20 protein-coding genes and 2 pseudogenes are annotated in these 19902 nt (G+C 59.0%); 6 read left to right on the forward strand and 16 right to left on the reverse strand.

What is annotated here, in order from left to right; genetic code table 11:
• The 12 genes and pseudogenes from JKG68_RS25430 to JKG68_RS25475 form a co-directional block, all read right to left on the reverse strand.
• Positions 1 to 145: transposase (locus JKG68_RS25430; RefSeq protein ID WP_202064330.1), on the reverse strand; the 145-nt coding region annotated here is incomplete at its 3' end.
• Between the two features lie 1008 nt (positions 146 to 1153).
• A complete protein-coding gene (locus tag JKG68_RS25435) occupies positions 1154 to 1528 on the reverse strand; it encodes a DUF6894 family protein (protein WP_202064331.1) in 375 nt (124 codons plus the stop codon).
• Between the two features lie 151 nt (positions 1529 to 1679).
• Positions 1680 to 2393: an AAA family ATPase gene (locus JKG68_RS25440; RefSeq protein WP_210346458.1), complete on the reverse strand. Its 714-nt coding sequence runs from the start codon at positions 2391 to 2393 to the stop codon at positions 1680 to 1682.
• A 972-nt stretch (positions 2394 to 3365) separates the two neighbouring features.
• On the reverse strand, positions 3366 to 3983 hold the full coding sequence (locus JKG68_RS25445) for a hypothetical protein (protein WP_202064332.1): 618 nt from the start codon (positions 3981 to 3983) through the stop codon (positions 3366 to 3368).
• Between the two features lie 1862 nt (positions 3984 to 5845).
• Positions 5846 to 6292, reverse strand: coding sequence for a DUF1036 domain-containing protein (locus tag JKG68_RS34890; protein WP_202064333.1), 447 nt, complete (start codon positions 6290 to 6292; stop codon positions 5846 to 5848).
• Positions 6293 to 6581: 289 nt separating this feature from the next.
• On the reverse strand, positions 6582 to 6986 hold the full coding sequence (locus JKG68_RS33015; RefSeq protein WP_210346459.1) for a hypothetical protein: 405 nt from the start codon (positions 6984 to 6986) through the stop codon (positions 6582 to 6584).
• A gap of 242 nt (positions 6987 to 7228) precedes the next feature.
• Positions 7229 to 7402, reverse strand: coding sequence for a hypothetical protein (locus JKG68_RS25455; protein ID WP_202064334.1), 174 nt, complete (start codon positions 7400 to 7402; stop codon positions 7229 to 7231).
• A 394-nt stretch (positions 7403 to 7796) separates the two neighbouring features.
• Positions 7797 to 8429 (reverse strand): helix-turn-helix domain-containing protein, encoded by a 633-nt coding sequence (locus JKG68_RS25460; RefSeq protein WP_202064336.1) that lies wholly within the window; start codon positions 8427 to 8429, stop codon positions 7797 to 7799.
• A gap of 158 nt (positions 8430 to 8587) precedes the next feature.
• Positions 8588 to 8901 (reverse strand): annotated as a pseudogene (locus tag JKG68_RS34895) (winged helix domain-containing protein).
• Positions 8894 to 9094, reverse strand: coding sequence for a hypothetical protein (locus tag JKG68_RS25465; RefSeq protein ID WP_202064338.1), 201 nt, complete (start codon positions 9092 to 9094; stop codon positions 8894 to 8896). Before JKG68_RS25465 ends, JKG68_RS34895 begins: the two are co-directional and overlap by 8 nt.
• Before the next feature lie 107 nt (positions 9095 to 9201).
• The gene (locus tag JKG68_RS25470) at positions 9202 to 9444 is read right to left on the reverse strand and encodes a helix-turn-helix transcriptional regulator (RefSeq protein ID WP_202064346.1); all 243 of its coding nucleotides are present in this window, start codon (positions 9442 to 9444) and stop codon (positions 9202 to 9204) included.
• Between the two features lie 330 nt (positions 9445 to 9774).
• Entirely contained in the window at positions 9775 to 10047 is a 273-nt protein-coding gene (locus tag JKG68_RS25475) for a BrnA antitoxin family protein (RefSeq protein WP_202064352.1), read from the reverse strand.
• 241 nt (positions 10048 to 10288) lie between these two features.
• On the opposite strand from JKG68_RS25475, the gene JKG68_RS25480 reads away from it, so the two are divergent.
• Positions 10289 to 11023, forward strand: a complete 735-nt coding sequence (locus tag JKG68_RS25480) for a type 1 glutamine amidotransferase domain-containing protein (protein WP_202064353.1) — start codon at positions 10289 to 10291, stop codon at positions 11021 to 11023.
• A 111-nt stretch (positions 11024 to 11134) separates the two neighbouring features.
• Here the strand turns inward: JKG68_RS25480 and JKG68_RS25485 are convergent, their stop codons facing one another.
• Together JKG68_RS25485 and JKG68_RS25490 are read right to left on the reverse strand one after the other, a co-directional pair.
• Entirely contained in the window at positions 11135 to 11374 is a 240-nt protein-coding gene (locus tag JKG68_RS25485; protein WP_202064354.1) for a hypothetical protein, read from the reverse strand.
• Positions 11375 to 11563: 189 nt separating this feature from the next.
• A complete protein-coding gene (locus JKG68_RS25490) occupies positions 11564 to 12274 on the reverse strand; it encodes an IS6 family transposase (protein ID WP_202064355.1) in 711 nt (236 codons plus the stop codon).
• 163 nt (positions 12275 to 12437) lie between these two features.
• Between JKG68_RS25490 and JKG68_RS25495 the strand changes: the two genes are divergently transcribed.
• Entirely contained in the window at positions 12438 to 12905 is a 468-nt protein-coding gene (locus JKG68_RS25495; RefSeq protein WP_202064356.1) for a cupin domain-containing protein, read from the forward strand.
• Here JKG68_RS25495 and JKG68_RS25500 read toward each other — a convergent pair.
• Both JKG68_RS25500 and JKG68_RS25505 read right to left on the reverse strand, forming a co-directional pair.
• A complete protein-coding gene (locus tag JKG68_RS25500) occupies positions 12866 to 13138 on the reverse strand; it encodes a hypothetical protein (protein ID WP_202064357.1) in 273 nt (90 codons plus the stop codon). The genes JKG68_RS25495 and JKG68_RS25500 overlap by 40 nt on opposite strands.
• A 260-nt stretch (positions 13139 to 13398) precedes the next feature.
• Positions 13399 to 15255: an ABC transporter ATP-binding protein gene (locus JKG68_RS25505; protein WP_202064358.1), complete on the reverse strand. Its 1857-nt coding sequence runs from the start codon at positions 15253 to 15255 to the stop codon at positions 13399 to 13401.
• Between the two features lie 103 nt (positions 15256 to 15358).
• On the opposite strand from JKG68_RS25505, the gene JKG68_RS25510 reads away from it, so the two are divergent.
• From JKG68_RS25510 to JKG68_RS25525, 4 genes and pseudogenes are all read left to right on the forward strand, one after another.
• Entirely contained in the window at positions 15359 to 15856 is a 498-nt protein-coding gene (locus tag JKG68_RS25510; protein WP_202064360.1) for a cupin domain-containing protein, read from the forward strand.
• 126 nt (positions 15857 to 15982) lie between these two features.
• Positions 15983 to 17475, forward strand: a pseudogene (locus JKG68_RS25515) (carboxypeptidase M32).
• A gap of 17 nt (positions 17476 to 17492) precedes the next feature.
• Entirely contained in the window at positions 17493 to 18281 is a 789-nt protein-coding gene (locus JKG68_RS25520; RefSeq protein WP_202064368.1) for a phosphodiester glycosidase family protein, read from the forward strand.
• A 72-nt stretch (positions 18282 to 18353) separates the two neighbouring features.
• Positions 18354 to 19451, forward strand: coding sequence for a synaptic vesicle VAT-1 family membrane protein (locus JKG68_RS25525; protein WP_246515854.1), 1098 nt, complete (start codon positions 18354 to 18356; stop codon positions 19449 to 19451).
• The last annotated feature ends 451 nt before the right edge of the window (positions 19452 to 19902 follow it).

Raw genomic sequence — 19902 nt, forward strand, 5'->3', positions numbered from 1 at the left:
ACTCCGACCGCCACCGATAATAAGTCACCTCGGTCACGCCGATCTGCCGGATGGCCTCGGCCACCGTCCGGCCCTGTACCGTCAGCACGTCCACCTGGCGCAGCTTGGAAACGATCTCCTCGGCCGAGTGTCTCTTCTTGCCCATCTTCAGTCCTCCTTCGGCTCAATAGCCATACTTCAGGGAGGATCACTTTTCAGGAGGCAGGCCAACCTCACGGTCCGCAGTGATAGGCACTATAGGACCTAGCTACACAGTGTAAGCGCCTGAGCTGTTAAAAGGCTAAGCCAGATAACCACCTACGGCAGGCAGCCTCCAAATTTCGCAAGAAGTGCTCCAAGTTTCAGATTATCCGCACCGAACCTGCGATCGACAGCAGGACACAGAGCTGGTACACACGATCCTTAAGGGCGATTTCTAACCCATTGTAATGCTTAGTTTTTGGCATATTCGGAGACAGTCTCCCCCTCTCCGCCATTATTTGTTCCTAAGACCCCTAAGTAATTATCAATTTTTTAAGACGTCCCGGACCTTCCCCATCCTGTTCCCCACCTTTGGTGCTGACTTAGCTACTTAACCACCATACCGGCTCGGCCAGAGGTCCGCATTCCCGCGATACTCTTGCTAGGGCGGCAGGTCCGATTCTTTTCACGAAGCCAGCTTCCCTCATGGTCAACTTGGAACTCGGAGCTTTGCCGGTAGTTCTTTTGTCCCAGAGACCCGGGGGGGAGGGCTCATGATCCCGCAGAACAGCACCTATCGAGGCACAGCCGCCATCGTGCCGAGGACGACCTCTTCCATTAATGACCGGACCCGGTCTCCCAAGCCCACCGACTGCGATACTAGCCTGTCCTGCGCCAAAACCCCGGCTCGGTATTGGGTCGTTAGCATGCGCCCACGCTGGTTGGTCAATCAGACTCAGCCGCTCGTCCGGCCCGGCAGCGAGGGCTGACCTCTTTCGAGGCTGCCGTGGATTGTCTTGGGCGCGATAAAGAAAGAGCGCCGATTCAGCTGGCGCTCTAGGCGGGCCGCCTCTGCGACCTATCAGGGAGAACGACCGTGCCAAGAGGCACATGGTTAAGGCTGCGCCTAAAAAGTAACCGTGCGGTTAACCAGATAAGCAGGAGCATTGCTCAAAGGGGAACGAAAGAGCGATTAGACTAGGGCTACTGCGAGAGCTGTTACCGTACCAGCTAACAGCAATGCCCCACTGAGCAACGTACTTGCGGAAATGCTCCGCCCAGCTATAGGCCTTATAGGTCTCTGGCTCTCTGAAAGTGGGGCCGCTTGCAGATGCCGCTCTATTTCCCAGAAAGGGACGACCAGAACGGTCTGACCGGCTTCTCCCACAACCTCAATAGCAATCGCTCTCTTGGCCTCGCTTGGCAGATCCTGCCACTTATCTCCAAGCTTCAAGGTGGCTACCTTCAGCGCCTCAACTCCAGCACCTCTGGTGCTTGGCAGATAAATACCCTCTAAGTCCTCATCACATCCGAAGCGACTGCGCACGTCGATGAAGTAGCGGGGCATATAGACTCCAGTCTGCAGTTCCACTGGAGGCTAGCCAGGGACTTATTCAACGGCTTGGCAATTGCTCCGTTCCAAGGCCCCTGATAGCTCTAGGGCTGTTGTGAATGCATTCGATTGTGTCGCTCCACAGGTGCGCGTAGGCAGGTACCGCCTACACAACTGCTCTTAGAGGGATTGTTTCGGCTTCATCATCAGCTGTCTCGATTGCATCCAATTTCCGCAGCCTCGCTGTGAGCCATTGCAGAACCGCACGCACCTCATCAGCAGCCTTTCCGTGGGGATTGAACTCAGTCACCCCCAGACCTGATGCAAGAGCGTCAACGTGGTCAGAGCGATGCGCCAGCGTGGAGCCACATAGTCGTCCTAGCAGTTGGAGAGCCATGCGTGCATTGGAGGTCCGGCTCGTTCGCCCGCCTGTTGGACATTGATTAAGAAGGAACGCGAACGGCTTGGCCTGGTCGCTCAAATACCGAACGGTAACTTTGCTGGCTTCGATGTCAGCAAAGCTGGGACGAACCGGCAGCAAGCAGAAGTGGGCTTCTTTCATTGCTTCCGAGGCGGCGTGGCCGTCCGCCCCTGGTGTGTCGATGATGGCAAGGTCGTAGCCTTGTTGGCTAACCCTATACAGACGGGAGGAGAGATTCGCCCAAGATATAGAATGGACTGCAGGAGCTTCAGCAGTGCGCCGCTTGTACCATTCCTCGGCTGTGCCCTGTGGGTCTATGTCGAGAACAACTGCTTTCAGACCGCTTTCCGCCGCAGCCACAGCAAGTGAGACAGCAAGGCTGCTCTTACCAGTCCCGCCCTTCTGCGTGACCAACGAAACTATTCTCACTGGAGCATCTCCACCAACTGCTTTGGTCATTTGACGCGACCGTCTCGGGAGAACGACCATGCCAAGAGGCACAAGATAAGGCTGCGCTCTTATGGTAAATGAAAGATTACTAAGCGGGTCCTTTTATGATTATCAGCTTGGTTTCCCTGCGCCATGAGCCTTTGCGCACAACTCCTTCACATTGAGCATTATTCGGGTCCGTTGGCTGCCGCAGCTCGTTTATTGTAGCTTCAAGGCCATGTCGAGCACCACGCTTTTGGGTGCCTTGCTGCCCTGCAACCAATGAAAGTGGAACTTTTTGTCCGTTTAAGTCATTGATGTGCTGAAGGCGCTCACCTACCGCCTTCGAGCCAAAACTTCTGAACAAGCCCTTGATGATTCATGTATAATCATCGGGGCTTATTTTTTGTCCATAGGATGCTCCGGTAATGGCCTCTTATCTTGAATTGCTTCGGCTCATTACTATTGTGTTCTTCAAAAACTAATCGACTAGCTCCAAGGGATTACCTACTTTTGGATTAGGGAACTGTTCTCCTAATAATAGCGTATTCTAACCAATCCAGCTGCTATCTGCAGCAGCATCCCCATCCAGATTAGTGTAGGTGAACTATGAAGCGTTCGCACGCTCTTGCTTTGTCTAGTCTTGCCTTGTTCTTGGCCTCTTCCGTTTCTGCTTCTGCTCAAGTTATCAGAACGGGCCAACAATGCGTACCGGCAGTTGCCAATCCCTCGATGTATCGCAACTGCCGTCTTCACTTTGTCCAAGGCAATGAGGTTTGCCGATGCGCTATCTCGCCCCAAGCACTTCGTCAACGAATGGACCGGCCCAGTGAACGCGATGAGCTGAGCACGGGAGCCATCAGCTCTCGCGGGACAGGTGGCACAGCAGGTGCTGTCGGAACAGTCGGCAATGCAGGCACCGGCGCAGCTGTAGGCGGCGTAGGCAACCGGGGCACGGTCGGTAACGCTGGAACTGGTGCCACTTCCGGTAGGGCTGGTGGCTTAAACACAGGCAGCAATGTCGGCGCTGGTGGAACAGTCGGAAGCATTGGCAACGGCAGCGCAGTCGGCAACGCTGGAACCGGCGGCTCTGTTGGCGTCGGCGGAAGCACTGGTACAGGCGGCACCGTAGGCAGCGGTGGTTCTGTTGCTGACAACAACACCGGTGGCACTGGTGGGACAGGCAGCACTGGAGGCGGGAAAGGCAGCAGCGGATCTGGCGCGAACAGTGGCGGCTCCAATGGTGGCGGTGGCAGCAGCGTTGGTGGCTCTGGCAATCCCGGCAATGACAAGGGTGTCGGCAATGCGGGTGAAAGCCCGAATGGCCGCGACTTTGGCGGCGGCGGCGACAAAGGCCGCAGCGACTCCGACGACAAAGGCAGCAACGCTGGTGGCAACGGAAACGGTCGCGGCGGCAACGCTGGAGGCGCTGGCAACCCCGGCAATAACGAAAGTGTTGGCGGGGCTGGAGAGAGCCCGAACGGGGGTGACTTCGGCGGTGGCACACAGGGCCGCAGTGATGCTGGCGATAACGGCGGTAAGGGCGGCAATGCTGGTGGAAACGGGAATGGCGGCAACGGCGGTGGACGAGGTGGCAAGGACGGGTGAGCCGAAGGCCATGAACCCAACAATTGCTCGACTGCCTGAGCGTCTTGTCTAGGCAGATCTGCTAACAATGAGATGGACCCTTGGCTTTCTGATGAGCCAAGGGTTTTTCTGTGGTCCTGGCAGAGAACAATGGGGTCCGTCTGCTCGCCTTGGAGCTGCGGGTCTCACCATGACTGATTACGACGTGAGGCCAACGGTACTCAGAACTGGTCTAAACGCATCGGCCCTTCTCTATATGCAGGAGAACGAGTGGACTGGTCAGCAAACTGCGCCAGTTTAATACATCGCGAGCATCCGCCCCCTTGCATCCAAACGGCATGTAACGCGGGCTTGGCGAACCTGCACGCGGCTCCCTCGCTGAAACACAATTCTAGCCTCGATAGGAGCTGACAGGCTGCCATCCTTCAGGCGAGCGGTGCGTCCCGAGCTGGCAACGTCGACTTGTGTGGCACCATAGGACGAAGCGCCGGAAACAAGTGCGTTGCGGCAGGACTGGACAACAGCTAGGGGCGTACCTGGTCTGACTCGCAGGGGCTTGAGCAGGTGGATGCTTCGGAACCATCCGCCACCGCTCGCCCCACTCTCATACGGCCACAAACTCTCTGGAAAATTCACCCCACCTGAGGCCGACATCGCGGGAGCGATGCTGGCGATAGTTCCTGCAGTGTTTCTCTGACCGGGTGCACCTTGGCCAGGATTGCCAGCATTCGCTGACGCTCCAAGAGAACCTGCTCCGGAGAATCCGGTCCCGGCTCCTGACAAGTTCGCGGAACTTGTGTCGCCGGCCGCAGACGTTCCATTACCTCCGAGGCTAGCTCCCACTCCCGCATTGGATCCTTGCTGCCCACCAGCGCTTGCCGTTGCCCCTGCTGAACCAGCATTGGCCCCCAGTCCTCCACTGACGCCGCTCGGCCCAACGTTACCGGTTACTGAAGCTCCATTGGCCTCACTGCTGACGCCCGCCCCTGCACTGAGCCCACCGAACCCGAGGTTGCCCTGAGCCGATGCTCCCACTGCGCCCGCGTTGGCTCCTAGCCCGCCCGCGATACCGCTCGGGCCGGCGCTGCCGCTGGCTGAAGTTCGACTGCCTTCGCTGCTGACACCTACTCCTACGCTGAGTCCCTCAGATCCAATGCCCGCGCTCAGACCTGCTCCTACGCCAGCCGCGCCTGCACTCACACCAACGTCGAGCGCTCCCGCTGTCTCACCTTGCACGATTAGGAAAGCCGTGGATAGTAGGGCTGCGAGAGAGTGCCCCATGGCCGGAGCTAAGCAACTCTTATTCCTCTTAGAGCCATCAATCATTGCCACACTTCCATGCACGCGGAGTAGCTGCGCCCTCCCCCGAGCCTATGGTGTCAATCGACTTGAGTAAGGTGGAAATAGGGGGATTAGGTGTGTCTATCTGGGATTAGGCTACCGGCTCAACGAAGCAGAGTTGCTCTGGAGGCTGGGCAACTCCTACCCCTGACAACTCTAAAGCCGCTTCATCAGCCGCGTCGCTGCCATGGTGAGTTGCCCATCAAGCATCTCCTCAGCCGCGTCGTACCTGGCCACCCACCGCTCGTAGGTCGCCCAGCGCGTCCCCTTAGGCTTAGGCGGCACAGCCCAATCATCTGGGTCTGCATCTCCGAGCAGGGCCGCTATTGCCCTTGCCTTCGTCCGCCATGCCCGTCCTATCGGGTCGAGAAACAGTGAGGCTTAGGCTGCCCTGCGGCCTCACGCATGCCAGATTGCGAAGTACGACGGGGACGAAGTTCAGAATTCGGAGAGTGTGCTTCCGTACGGTCAGCAAAAGCCCTCCGCGTTTGGATGCAACGCGAAGGGCCTACCCAACCGGCTCTCAACGCAACTCGCTATTTTCCCTGTGCTAGTCAGTCGATGCACATCGAGCCGTTTGCGGCGCGGCCTGTGATGCTTGAGGTGAAGGTGCTGCCCCGCAGCACGACTGACCGGAAGCCGAGGAAAGCAAGGCTTCTGTTAGTTGGGACCCGGCATGCTGCCTGATTATCGAGATTAAAGGCCATCGGAGAGGACGTGCAGAAAAGATCATCGCCTTCCACTCGTCGGCTTCTGTCTCGGTTGTGAGCGTGGTACCACACGCCAAGCACATTGTAATTTCCGACCGTTGCGCAACCACCGCACGCGTTAAGTCTCCACCACCCGCGCGATACGTGCCGGCCATTACCGGGATCGTACGCAATTGCGACCCACATTGGCTCGGCCGTTTTGTTGCAGATTCTCCAGTTCGCCGCCTCACTGCGTTCGGACGCTATAGCTCCACACAGGATTATTAGAGTGCCAAGGGCGAATCGAGCCATCGCTATCTCCAATCCTAGAGATTTATCTGCATTCAGTGTGGCCGCAAGAATCCCAAGTCGGTCAGCCTAGTAGATACAGGCCCATCTCCGTGGCGGTCGTGGATACAAGCACCCGAGTTCCGCGTTGCTGCACTTGGTCTCGTCCACTTTGCTTTAACTTGACACAGTGTGGTAACCGGGTTGGGTACCTCTCGACTTTCCTTTCTGTCACGACTCTTCTTCCGCATTTTGGCACTGCGCGAGCGTCCTCGTCCGTCCTAGAGGACCACCGATACATAATACCCAGCAGTTACTGCCGACACATACAGAGAGCTTCAGAGGCTTCGTCGTTCCAGCCGCTGCCAACATACCGGTAGCTTTTTGAGGAGCGAAATCTGGCTCCCTGCTCATCGATATGTTGCCAGAGGGTCAATGTGCAACCCGGCGTCACCTTGAATGACGAAACCTGGTCATTCCAGGAGGGCTGATGGATGGTGCTTTCACAGCCTCCGCCATGGCCATTAGTGGTGCATCCAAGATTTTCACCCCTGACCATTCGCATCCGCTCAAAGTGATCCAAGGTCCAATGAGCACCGCCATAGTCTCTATGCTGGTAAAGTATGCACCCAGCATTCACAGCTGACGGCAAAATACTTAGGGATGCTACGAAGAAAGATACTGCAGAAAAATTAGCAATCTTGCGTTTCAAAGTCATATGTCTACCTCCATAATAACTGCAAAGACCGTTCCAAGTAGCAAGGCGGAGCAACTTCAAGGGTATCACTTTCTATCTGATTATAGCTCTGAATAGACCTCGAAAATGTGTGCAACCACACAAGAATTGCAATTCCGAGCCTTATATTCAGGCTCCAAATCTAACGTTAGAGTGGGATCCTGTAGGTTCCTCCATAACGCATTGCATACTGTTCTTTCGCGATTGCGAATCAAGACTGTTGGCTAAAAGCGCTTCATCAGCCGCGCTGCTGCTATAGCCAGTTGGGCATCGAGCATCTCTTCAGCGTCATCATACTTGACCACCCACCGTTCATAGGTTGCCCACCGCATTCCCTTTGGTTTCGGCGGCAGATCCCAATCATCCGGATCTGCATCTCCGAGCAGAGCAGTCTTCACCTTCGCTTTCGTGCGCCATGCCCGCCCTATTGGGTCAAGGAACTGTGAGGCATAAGCCGCCCTGCGGCCCCAAGCATACCGGCTGGCAAAGAACGTAGCTCCGAGAGGCCGGTAGAGCACCCGCACGCGCCGGCCCCTGTTGGGGCAGATGACGTACCATTGCAGACGGCCAAAGTGTCTCGGCTCGGACACTAGAGAGAACGACTGCTGCCGTCCTTGAAATGATAGATCCAGCAAGCCACTATAGTCGGACAGCTTTAGAAGGGCGGTGATGGTCTCACCCGAGCCATAGGTGAGTACGCATTGGATATAGCTCCCCGGCTTTCCCGCCCCACTCGGGATGAGCTTGGCGAGATCCAGCTTCGGGCCACTCTCAAGGGTAAGGCGCTGCCGGTCACGAGGCATGGCGACGTCCTCTTGGCTGCAGATCCACCACTCCTGAGGGCTCCACCGCCTCCACCGCTCCAGACCCCGTCTGGTAGATTATATGTGTCCCTGCAGTCGGACCGCTGATGGGCTCAGATGAGGTGTCGCGGTCCTTCTCGCCGGACCGTGGGCGGTAATTTTCTTTCGTGGAGGCGCGAACTGTCCCTGAGGTCGGACCGGCTGTCCTTCCCATCGGGCCGGCTACAGATTTTTCTCTATCCGGGAGCCAGCGCATAAAAGCCTTCGAGGCTTTCTCGCCCGTGCGGTCGCACGAGTACACTGTTAGGCGGTACTCGCTCGCATGCGGGCTCTTGCGGTCGAAGTGTCCGCGTGAGCAACAGACGATGAAGCCCTTTTCTGTCAGCTCAAAGAACGCCCGTGCTGCCGTGTCCTTAGAGCAGCGGACGTGTTTAGCAGCATCACGAGTGGAGAGGGCAATGAAACCATTGTTGCCGCCGTTATAGATGGCTGCGAGTTTGAGGAAGATGCAGCGGCCTACGGGCGAGAGCGAGCGCCAGGCAGGCGAGCGCAGCATGTAATGTGGAAGGGCGATGAAGCGTTCGGTCGTGCTTCGCCCCTTGTTATTGTGACGTCTGGGCATGAGGTGCCTCGCAGCGCCCCTGAGAGGTTCAAGGACGTCCTTTCTGATGATGATGCGGAAAGGGTGCAGCCGGAGCATAGACCCCGGCTGCTGGGCTTCTCAGAGTCAGGAAGCAGGATCCGGCGTGTGGCCAAGGATCTGTGCGTAAGCAGCTCTCATCACACCGGAGAAGCGACGGGAGCGCTTGTCTTCGGCAAAGACTGTTCGAGCGATGTGAGCAGAACGTAGCGCCCGTGCGTTCCCGAGTAGGGACCTGCGTGAGGCTCATCCACCGTGGTGATGTCGAGACCGCGCTTTCGCAACGTGTGAACGTATGCGGACCAGCGGGGGCGGGTCTATCCAGGGGGATGATGCCGGTCTCGCCCGCTCCAATCAGATGGGCCAGCGTCCACGCTTCACGACCCTTTAGACGCAAGGTCTCGCCTGTGTCGGCACGCTTCACAAGGAGTTCGACCACGTTGCTGTTAGCCATTGCTCACCTCCATGCTTAGCCCTGCGAGTTCTGCGATGGTGAGTGCCAGCGCGGGGGAAAGACCAAACCGGCTGGAAAGCTTTCTGGCCACGAGTGGATGAGGATGGGTCGGCTGTGAGGCTGCCCAGGCGAAGAGCGGCAGTAGGCACAGGTTCTCGTTGCCGCGCGAGCGCAGCTTGTGTAGGTTATTCATGGAAGTTTTCCTTATTGCCCCGTGCAGGCCACCTTGCATGGGGCTTTCTTTTGCACAGTCATAAACGGGATGAGTTCAGAGCAACGAAGCGTCTGAACTGGGCATCATCAGGCAGCCTCTGAGATGAGGGCTCGGATGTCCTCCACACGCCATGCGGTGATGCGTTGGCCGAGTTTCACGGGCTTGGGATAACGCCCGTCCTTGATGCCTGCCCACCACGTGGACCTGCTGACGGGAATAGGCCCATTCGGGGCAAGGATGCCGGGAAGCCGGACAAAACCGGCCTGGGGCAGTTGATGAGATGTCGCGAAGTCAGTATTCGGGCGTGCGTCAATGCTCTGCAAAGCCATAGGGCCTGCGTCCTTTCATTGTTGAGTTGTGAATGAAACGACCGGCGAAGCTCAGGGGATTTGATTGACTCGCACCCTGAGCCCCCAGTAGGCTTAGCCCGCTCTTCCATGAGTACGGGTTTAGACCCACCGCGCCGCCTTAGCCCCCTGGCAGGGGTTAGGGCGGCTCTTTTTTCCGTGTCGTAGCCTGAAGCTTTGTCCCGTCCGCGCAGGTGTAGTGAACAGGGTGGGGATCTTGGGCAGCCGCCCCTGTGCCGGCGGCCGCAAACAGGAGCGCGATCAAGACCGTTCTGCCCGGGACACGGGTTGCGTCGTTCACGAGACGATCCCTCATTTGCCCGCCGCCTTGCGCAGTGCCGCGTTGATGCGCTCCTGCCATCCCGGGCCATCCTGCTGGAAGTATTCGAGCACCTCCTGGTCAATGCGCAGGGTGACGGTCTCCTTCACACCCGGGACGGCCGATGCCTTGGGAGGCGTCTCAACCGGTGTAGTTGTAACCTTCTTGAAGGCAGCCTCAGCCGCCTTTAACGGATCGCTGGGACGCCGCCCTCCTGGTGATCTCGACAAGTCTTCCTCCCGATGAACCACTGCCTCTGAAGCCATTTCGGGCAGATGTCAGAACTATCGTCGCGGACAGCTTCAGGAAGTTCAAGCCCCGCCCCTGACGCTGCTGGGCGTGGTGTGCAGACCTTCAATCACCGCCGTGGCCGGCGGTTGAGCCATACCGTCGCCTGCATGCTGGTCCAGGCGCAGGGCGGACCACCAGCGGCCTTTCCTTCATCCAGTCAGAACCTCCTCCGCAGCTTCGAGTTGACGGCGTAACGCCTTTACCCGGAGAACCGCCATGCCCGCTCCCAAAGTGCTCTTTGTCGCCACCTCGCAGGACCAAATGGGATCCACCGGCCACCGCACCGGCGTCTGGCTGGAGGAGCTCGCCACGCCCTACTACGCCCTGCTCGACGGAGGCGCGGAGGTCACGCTCGTCTCGATCAAGGGCGGTGCCATTCCGTGGGATCCCTGCAGCCTTCCGACCGAGGCTGGCAATGGTCCGGGTGAGAAGCCCGAGGAGCAGCAGGAGGTCCCAGCATCTGTGCATCGCTTCCTCTCCGATGAGAAGGCCATGGCAACTGCGCGACAATCCCCTGCCCTCGGCAGCGTGGATCCAGGCTCCTTCGACGCGGTGTTCCTGCCTGGCGGGCACGGGCCGATGTGGGATGCGGCCAATGACGAGACGCTGGCCCAGGTCATCGGGTCCTTGTTCGATCAGGGCAAGGTTGTCGCCGCCGTCTGTCATGGCCCGGCCGGGCTGGTGAAGGCCACGCAGCAGGATGGGCGTCCCATCGTCGGTGGTCGTCGGGTCAGCGCCTTCACCAACACCGAGGAGGAGGCGGTCGGACTGAAGAAGGTGGTACCCTTCCTGTTGGAAGACCGGCTTAAGGAATTGGGAGGCCGCTTCGAGCGAGGACCAGACTGGCAGCCCTTCGCGATCCAGGACGGTAACCTGATCACGGGGCAAAATCCGCAATCCTCAGAACTCGTCGCCCGGCACGTGCTGACGGCCCTCGGCAGGGGCGCCTGAATGACGACGCTGATGCTCGTCGGAGCGACAGGCTTGGTCGGCGGGGCCGTCCTGCGGCAGGCACAGGGTGATGTTCGGGTGACCCGGATCGTCGCCCCGACCCGTCGACAGCTACCGCCGCATCCGAAGCTCGAAAACCCGCTGGTCGATTTCGAGCACCTGCCGGCCGATGCGCCATGGTGGGCTGTCGATGGCGTGGTCTGCACCCTGGGAACCACGATCCGCAAGGCCGGCTCGCAGGAGGCGTTCCGCCGGGTCGATCACGACTACCCGCTCGCCGTCGCGCGGCTTGCCCGGCAGCACGGTGCCCGTGCCTTCGCGCTGAACTCCGCGACGGGCGCCGACCCGCATTCACGCTTCTTCTACAACCGAGTCAAAGGCGAAGTGGAGGAGGCGCTTCGGGGTGTCGGGTTCCCATCCTTGTCCATCGTGCGCCCTGCCCTGATCGGAGGCGACCGGGACGAGTTCCGGCCCGCGGAGTTCGTGGGGCATCGTCAACTTAACGGGTCGAAACGGGTGCGCCCATCTGAGATTGTCAGATCAGAAACCAGCGGCCCCACCAGTCACCTCGGCCCAGCTCCTGAAGGCCTGAGCTCGAGACTTGCGATAATCAGCAGCAATGGTGTTTGCAGGTCGGCGGAAAAGGTTTGCAACCTGATCATGAACTGAAAGGAAGCGTTGGGCCTGCCCGGCTGATTTGAAGCGTTTCATGATGCGCTCCCATCTTCGGGTCGGCTGATGACTGTTCTCGGCTCTGTTGTTCAAGCCTTTATGCTGCCGATGCTCCACCCCGGGCATGACGACCCGCTTTGCGGCGGCATAGCTGGCCAGTTTATCTGTGATCATCAGGCGAGGGGCCATGCCTTGCGTCTTGAGCAGCTTGCGCAGCAGGCGCTTGGCGGCCTTCGCGTTGCGACGGCTCTGGACCAGGATATCGAGCACGATCCCATGTTGGTCGACGGCCCGCCACATCCAATGCTTCGTGCCCGCGATGCTGATCACCACCTCATCGAGATGCCATTTGTCGTCTGGTGCGGGAAGACGGCGGCGGATCTGGTTGGCATAACCTTGCCCGAACTTCAGCGCCCATTGCCGGACCGTCTCGTGGCTGACCTCGATGCCACGGGCGGCGAGCATCTCCTCGACCATGCACAGGCTCAGGGGAAACCGGAAATACAGCCACACGGCATAGCTGATGACCTCAGCCGGGAAGCGGTGACGGGCGTAGCGAGGATGACGGGTCGGTTTCATGCCCTCGCTTATGCTCGGATCGAGTCACCGTCGCGTTAACCTGACGGTGCCGTCAAGAACTCGTACCGGAAGCAGCGCACCGGATGATCTTTGGAATTTCTCTTGTTCATCATCAAAGTACCGGTACGCTCGGCTCTCCAATATGTTGCGGGAGAGCACAGGCATGAACGGCGCTGCTATGGATCATCGAAGCCTCTGGTTCCTCAATACCTACGTCACGATCCGTGTCTCGTCACGGGATGGTTCGGACGGCATCTCAGTTCTTGAGCACCGCGCCTCACAGGGGGACTCTCCGCCGCTGCATATCCACCATGACGAGGATGAAATCTTTCACGTTCTTGAAGGTGAAGTGCGCTACCGAGTCGGAGACCAGGAGCACCGCGCCAGCGCTGGGGAAACGCTGCTCACTCCCAAAGGCATTCCTCACACTTACAGGGTGGAGTCGGCTGAGGCCCGCATGCTCACCATCACCCGAGGCGAATTCGAGACCTTCATCCGCGCCTTTGGCCGTCCTGCTGAACGGCAGGGGCTGCCTGATCCATCCGGTCCACCCACCCCCGAGCAAGCTGAGGCGCTTGCGCGTGCCTGCCGTCAATTCGGGATAGAACTCGTAGGGCCGCCGCTTTCATAGGATGGGTCACCCGTTTGCGGGGGCTCCTCGACGAGGGTGCCGATCAGACGCAGCAGTTCCTGCTGTTCCGGCCCTGCGCCCCGCCCCAGGAAAGCCGCGATATCTTCATGTTCCACCTGCCCTCCGGAAGCGACATTGGCTTCGTGGCGGACGAACAAAGCCCCTGAAGGATCTCGGATCAGATACCAGCGGTCACCGCTTGGACTTTCATAGAGCTTGCGCGCCTTCTTCATGCGGGCTCCTGTCGGGTCGAAATGGCACATCCACTGTAACCCATCGCAGCAAAAGGCGGAAAGCACAGATTGTTCGAGCAGGGCTTCAGGAGAATTCCAAGTCGCATGTTCAACAGGACCTGGGACGGGGCCCTACCGGAATGAAGCTGGATATATCAACTGGACAGGCACTGCTGGGTGGCTAGCCCGGATCGCATTCTTGTAGACGATCTGCCTTCCATGACCCCGAACAAGCCAGATCTCATAATTTCAGGGTGCCCTCATCGATAGCCCGACGCCTGTAATTCAAACAGTTCGGCGTAGCGACCGCCTGATGCAACGAGCTGTTCGTGTGAGCCAGCCTCCACGACCTGCCCATTCTCGAGGACAAGGATGCGGTCGGCCATCCGCACGGTCGAGAACCGGTGCGAGATCAGAATGGCGGTCTTGCCCAAACTCAGATCCCGGAAGCGCTGGAAGACCTCGTACTCCGACCGGGCATCGAGAGCGGCGGTCGGCTCATCCAGGATGAGCACCTCGGCATCCCGCATGTAGGCGCGCGCGATGGCGATCTTCTGCCATTCACCTCCGGAGAGATCCGCCCCCCCTTGGAACCGCTTGCCGAGCGGCTGGTCATATCCTTGGGGTAGGCGTTGGATAATTGGATCGGCGAGGCTGCGCTCCGCCGCCTGTCGGATCCGGTTGCGATCATCGGTGGCCTCGATACGACCTGCTCCGATGTTCTCGCCGGCCGTGAAGTGAAACCGCACGAAGTCCTGAAAGATCACGCCAATGTGGCGCCGCAGATCTGCCAGATCATATTCACGCAGGTCATAGCCATCCAGAAGGATCCGTCCCTCTGTCGGATCGTAGAGCCGGGCAAGGAGCTTCACGATCGTGGTTTTGCCGGCTCCGTTCTCCCCAACCAAAGCTACGACCTCACCGGCTTTCAGCGTCAAGCTCAGGTGACGGACAGCCCAGTGATCTGAATCTGGATACCGGAAGCCTACGTGCTCAAACACGATCCCCGACCGCAGCGGCTGCGGAAAGGGTCGTGGATTTGCCGGTGACGCGATGCTTGGACGGACATCGAAGAATGAGAACAGATCCTCCAGGTACAGCGCCTGCCCGGCGATCTGGGAAAACCCCAGAAGCAATCCCTCCAGCAGCCCCCGCAGCCGCAGGAAGGAGCCGGACAGAAACGTCAAGTCACCGATGCTGAACTCGCCCCGGACGGTTCGCCACACGATCAGAGCATAGGCCAGATAATAGGCACATGACGCGAGCGCGGCGAAGAGCGTGCCCCATGCGGCCCTGCGGATCGCAAGCCGCCGGTTGTCCGCATACATCCGATCAGCAAAGCCTCTGAAGCGCTCGACCAGGAAGGCGTTAAGACCGAAGAGCTTGACCTCCTTCGCGGTTTCGACGCTCGAGCCGAGATAACGGATGTAGTCGAGCTGACGTCGCTCGGGGGTGCGAAAGTAGTTGAGGCGATAGCCCTGCGCGTTGAAATGCACCTCACCAACAAAGGCCGGCAGGAGAGCAAGGATGATCAGGAAGATGAGCCAAGGCGCATAGACGAGCAGGCCGGCAGCGAGTGAAAGGACGGTGAGCCCATCCTGTGCCTGCCCGAAGATCTGGGTCAGGAGAGTGGTCCGCCCGGTGACCTGACGGCGAGCCCGTTCCAGTCGGTCCTGCTGATCACTGCTCTCGAACTGCTCAAGATCCAGAGTCGTCGCGTGCTCCATCAGACGCACACTGGCGAAGTTGCTGTAGCGCTCGGATAAGAGGCTGTCGACGAGGGAGCTAGCCCGCCCTAAGAGATCAGCGATGATCGCGAGGGCCAGCTCCAAAACGAGCAGCCCACCGAGAAAATCAAGTCGGCCGCTCCCGATCCAATCGTTGAGATTTGCCCCTGGTGAGGCGAGCTGTGTCTGGGCCACCACCTCATCAATGATGAGCTTTCCAATATAAAGTAACAGAAGAGGGAGGATTGAACGCGTCAGTCGCAGCCCGAGACTTGCCGCTGTAAGAGCAGGGCTGGCCTGCCAGACCAGACGGAACAGAGACGGAAGGTGACGTAAGGCGCCAACCCGCCCACGCATCGAGCGGCTGGAAGGGAACACTGGAGCAGCCATCCCATTAAGATGGGGTCCAGGGCCTACTCGTCGAGCCACCTAACAGCCGCCGTGGGGTCTGGTCCTAGAACCAGGATGGAAGGCTATCGTCTCGGAGGGCGCCATGACAGATGACAATCAAGACAAATTCCATGATCAGCACGAGCACTGGAAGCACCACGGCGTTCAAGTGATCAAGGGTGATCGCCTCGATCCGAACACAGCTCAGACCCCGGGCATGTTTCGGCAGGCTGCGATCAATCATGCACGGGTTGGAGCACAGAAGATCTGGGCCGGCACGGTGTCCATCCAGCCGAATGCCAAGACTGGAGTGCACCACCACGGCGAGTTGGAGAGCGTGATCTATGTGGTGCGAGGCAAGGCTCGGATGCGGTGGGGCGAGCGGTTGGAGTTCGTCGCGGAGGCCGGACCTGGGGACTTCATCTATGTACCGCCCTTCGTGCCCCATCAGGAGATCAACGCCAATCCGGATGAGCCCCTCGAATGCGTTCTTGTGCGCAGCGATAACGAGGCCGTCGTCGTGAACATCACCGACGTGGATCCTGTCGAAAAGCCGGAGGAGGTTTACTGGGTCGATCCGATCCACAAACAGCCAGGCTAAGGGCATTCCGGACCTATAAACCCTACAAGTCAGTAACAGCCCCGGTCCTCCCCTAGGCTGACTGCAGGGTCACTTAGCTCCCTCAAAGCCGGCGGGATCAGCGCCAAGGACGGAGTTCACACCAAGATGCAGGTCTACCGCTCGCTGGAAGAACGTTTTGCACGCATCAGCTCGATCGAGGACGCGATCGGTATTCTGCAATGGGACACTGAGACCATGATGCCGGAGGGGGCTGCCGACAGTCGTTCGGACCAGCTCGCGACGCTCAAGGGTCTCGCCCATGAACTGCTCACCGCGCCCGATACGGGCGAGCTCCTGGCCCAGGCGGATCAAGACAGCGGCCAGCTCTACGATTGGCAACGCTCCAACCTGCGTGAGATGCGGCGGATCTACCTCCATGGTTCCGCCGTTCCGGCGGATCTCGTCGAGGCCAGCTCCAGAGCCGTGTCCAAGTCGGAGCTGGTCTGGCGGGAGGCGAGACAAAACGGGGATTTCGCCCTCCTCCTCCCGCACTTGGCGCAGGTGCTCCCCTTCCAGCGGCAGATCGGCCAAGCCAAGGGCGAGGCTTTGGAGCTGTCCCCCTATGATGCACTGCTCGACAGCTACGATCCGGTCTACGCCAGGAGACAATAAATCCGCTCTTTACAGAACTTGGCGCCGAGCTACCGGGCCTGATCCAGGAGGCGCAGGTGCGCCAGAAGGAACTCCCTGCCATCCAGCCGCTCAACGGCCCCTTCCCTGTTGACGATCAACGACGCATCGGCGAGCAGTTGATGAAGGCCGTTGGATTTGATTTCAACCAAGGGCGGCTCGATGTGAGCCTGCATCCATTCTGTGGTGGATCCACGGGCGACGTCCGGATCACCACCCGCTACAGCGAGGCAAACTTCATGAGCGCGCTCATGGGCGTGCTTCACGAGACCGGCCACGCACTCTATGAGCAGGGCCGCCCGGAGAAGTGGCGCCGTCAGCCGGTCGGTCTCGCACGCGGGATGAGCATGCACGAGAGCCAATCGCTGCTTATCGAGATGCAGGCTTGCCGAAGCCGGGAGTTCGTCACCTATCTCGCCCCTCTTGTACAGGAGACGTTCCAAGGCGAGGGCGCGGCTTTGAGCCCGGAGTACCTCCACCGGATCCTGACCAAGGTGGAGCCGGGCTTCATCCGCGTGGATGCCGACGAGATCACCTACCCGGCCCACATCCTGGTCCGCTACAAACTTGAGAAGGCGTTGATTGCCGGCGATCTTCAGATCCAGGACTTGCCCGCAGCGTTCAATGAGGAGGTCAAGAAGCTTCTCAATCTCACAGTTCCCAATGACAGCCTGGGATGCTTGCAGGATATCCACTGGCCTGGCGGCGCGTGGGGCTACTTCCCCAGCTACACACTTGGCGCTATGACGGCGGCCCAGCTCTTCAAAGCGGCCTGCCAGGCTGACGCGGACATCCTTCCTGGCCTATCGAAGGGTGATTTTGCTCCTCTTCGAGAATGGCTGCGCGCCAATGTTCATGCAAAGGGCAGCCTGATGACCACCGATCAGCTTCTGGTCGCCGGAACCGGCCGACCACTGACTGCGGAGGTCTTCCGCACCCACCTGCGGGAACGATATCTCGGACGCTGAAGGGACCTAAGCTGCACATGAAACCTATCATCTTCACTCTGGGCCGCGCGCTCTCCCGGACAGCCATCATCCTGCTCACGATCCTCGTCTCTCTTGAACTACCTACCAGCCGAGCAGCGGCTCAGCCTGACAGTGGTCCGTGTCGGCCAGTCCAATATGCCGATAGCACCTTCGTGGTTTGCACGATGGATCTCCGACAATACGAGGTGAGGCTGTTCTGGCGCGGGTCGGACGGGGAGGTCCTTGGCTCGTTCGACCGGTTGAAAGAGACACCGGAGGGTTCACGCCTTGCTGTTGCGATGAATGCGGGCATGTACCATGAGGATCGCTCGCCAGTAGGCCTTTACGTTGAGAACGGAAAGGAGCTGAAGGCGGCCAACACAAGGAACGGCCCCGGAAACTTCCACCTCAAGCCCAACGGCATCTTTTATGTCAAAGGCCGTCAAGCAGATGTGCTCGAGACAGGAACCTATCTGAAGCGGAAATTCAGGCCGGATTTCGCAACACAATCGGGCCCGATGCTCGTCATAAACGGGCAAATCCACCCTCAGTTTTCAGAGCAAAGCACCTCACGGAAGATCCGGGACGGCGTTGGCGTGAAAGGCCAGGACGTGGTCGTGTTTGCGATTTCCGAAGACCCAGTCACGTTTAGCACATTCGCTCGCTTGTTCCGGGACGAGCTTGGCTGTGCGAATGCTCTGTTCCTGGATGGCAGTGTCTCCAGCCTCTATGCCCCTTCATTGGAAAGGATAGGCACGATCATGCCCATGGGGCCGATCGTCGGGGCTTTGCGCCGGCGCCTATAGTAAGTGGCTTCAGCGGCAGCGCAAACGTTTCAGGTCGAAGCTGCAGGCGGAAAGGCGATGCCTTCAGGGTCCATGCACAAAGTAGTCATTCACAAAGCCGGTGGTTACGAGCGGCTTAAGCTCGAAACTCATCCCGTGCCCAAACCCGGCGATAGACAGGTTCTGATCCGCACCGAGGCGGTGGGTGTGAACTATGCTGACATCTGTGTTCGTTGGGGCGTATACGAGTCCGCGCGCCGGTTCGTGGGCTGGCCGATCACGCCCGGATTCGAATATTCGGGCTGGGTGGAAGAGGTTGGCTGTGAGGTCAAGCATGTGAAGCCCGGCGATCCGGTGTTTGGGGTCACTCTCTTCAACGGCTACTCCACGCACGTGTGTGCTCCGGCAGATCTGGTGTGGCCTAAGCCTCAGACTCTGGACTTTGAGGCCGCCGCTGGTTTCTTAGCCGTCCACCTGACCGCGTATCATGGCTTGCTGCAGAACGTGGTGATCCGGCCCGGCATGAGAGTGCTCGTGCATTCTGCAGGCGGTGGAGTAGGCTCAGCGCTTGTCCAACTATGCAAGTTGCACAATCTGCACGTGACTGGCGTGGTGGGGAGAAGTCACAAGGTCGAGTATGTACGCCAGCTGGGCGCAGACGCCGTGATCGACAAATCCACTCAGTCGCTCTGGGTTGAGGCCAAGCGCCTATGTCTTGACGGCTACGACTTGGTCTTTGACGCGAACGGCCCTGAAACCCTGGCGCAGAGCTACGCCCATCTGAAGCCCACGGGTAAGCTGTTGGTCTATGGCTTTCATACTTTGTTGCCCAAACAGGGTGGGCGCATCAATTACCTCAAGGCGGCCCTCGGAATGCTGAGGATGCCGCGCTTCAATCCTTTGTCGATGACAAGCGAGAACAAAGGCGTGGTAGCGTTCAATCTGTCATTTCTCTTTGCCCGCACCGACCTGCTGCAGGCCGCTGTCAACGACCTTGCCACTTGGTTAGAGGCAGGGATCCTGCAGGCCCCAAAAGTCCGATCCTTTGCACTGGCAGATGTGGCTCAAGCTCATCAGGCCTTGGAGTCGGGCGAAACCACGGGCAAGGTAGTGTTGCGAACATCACCACCCTTCGTCAGTGCGGCAGCGTACGAGGCAACTGTTCACCAAGTCTCTGCTCCCGATCGATGAGGGCCAGAGTTGCTTGAATGCGCTGTGGGAGAGGCTGCCTGATCACGTCCGCGTAAATTGAGCGGAGATCTTGCCCGATCCGGCGCAGGAGTTCGGTGTCGGAGGCTGCTGAAGGTCGTTTGCCACCATCAGGCCTGTTGTCCATCTCCTACCTCCCAATCAGCAGCCAGCCCCTGAGTACCGCTTCGCTACCCAATCGTTAACCGTCTTTCTTTTCAGCTGTGGAAATCGGGCAGAATTCTGTGAATACTCGGGATCGGCGCTTGCATAGCTAGCACCACAACCAAATCGGCAGATTTCCACCGGGGTAGCCGAGTTTATCCGAGTCGCCGCAAAAAAGCCCTGAAACGAACCCAGAACATCCGTAGCTACAGAAGGAGAGCATCCTCGTCAGCGGTGCCATCCATTGTTACAGTCGGAGAGGCTGAGAGATCGTCTCGGCAGGCACCAT

Origin of the sequence: Microvirga aerilata, assembly GCF_016743775.1 — a bacterium.
In the GTDB taxonomy this organism is placed as follows: Bacteria; Pseudomonadota; Alphaproteobacteria; order Rhizobiales; family Beijerinckiaceae; genus Microvirga; species Microvirga aerilata.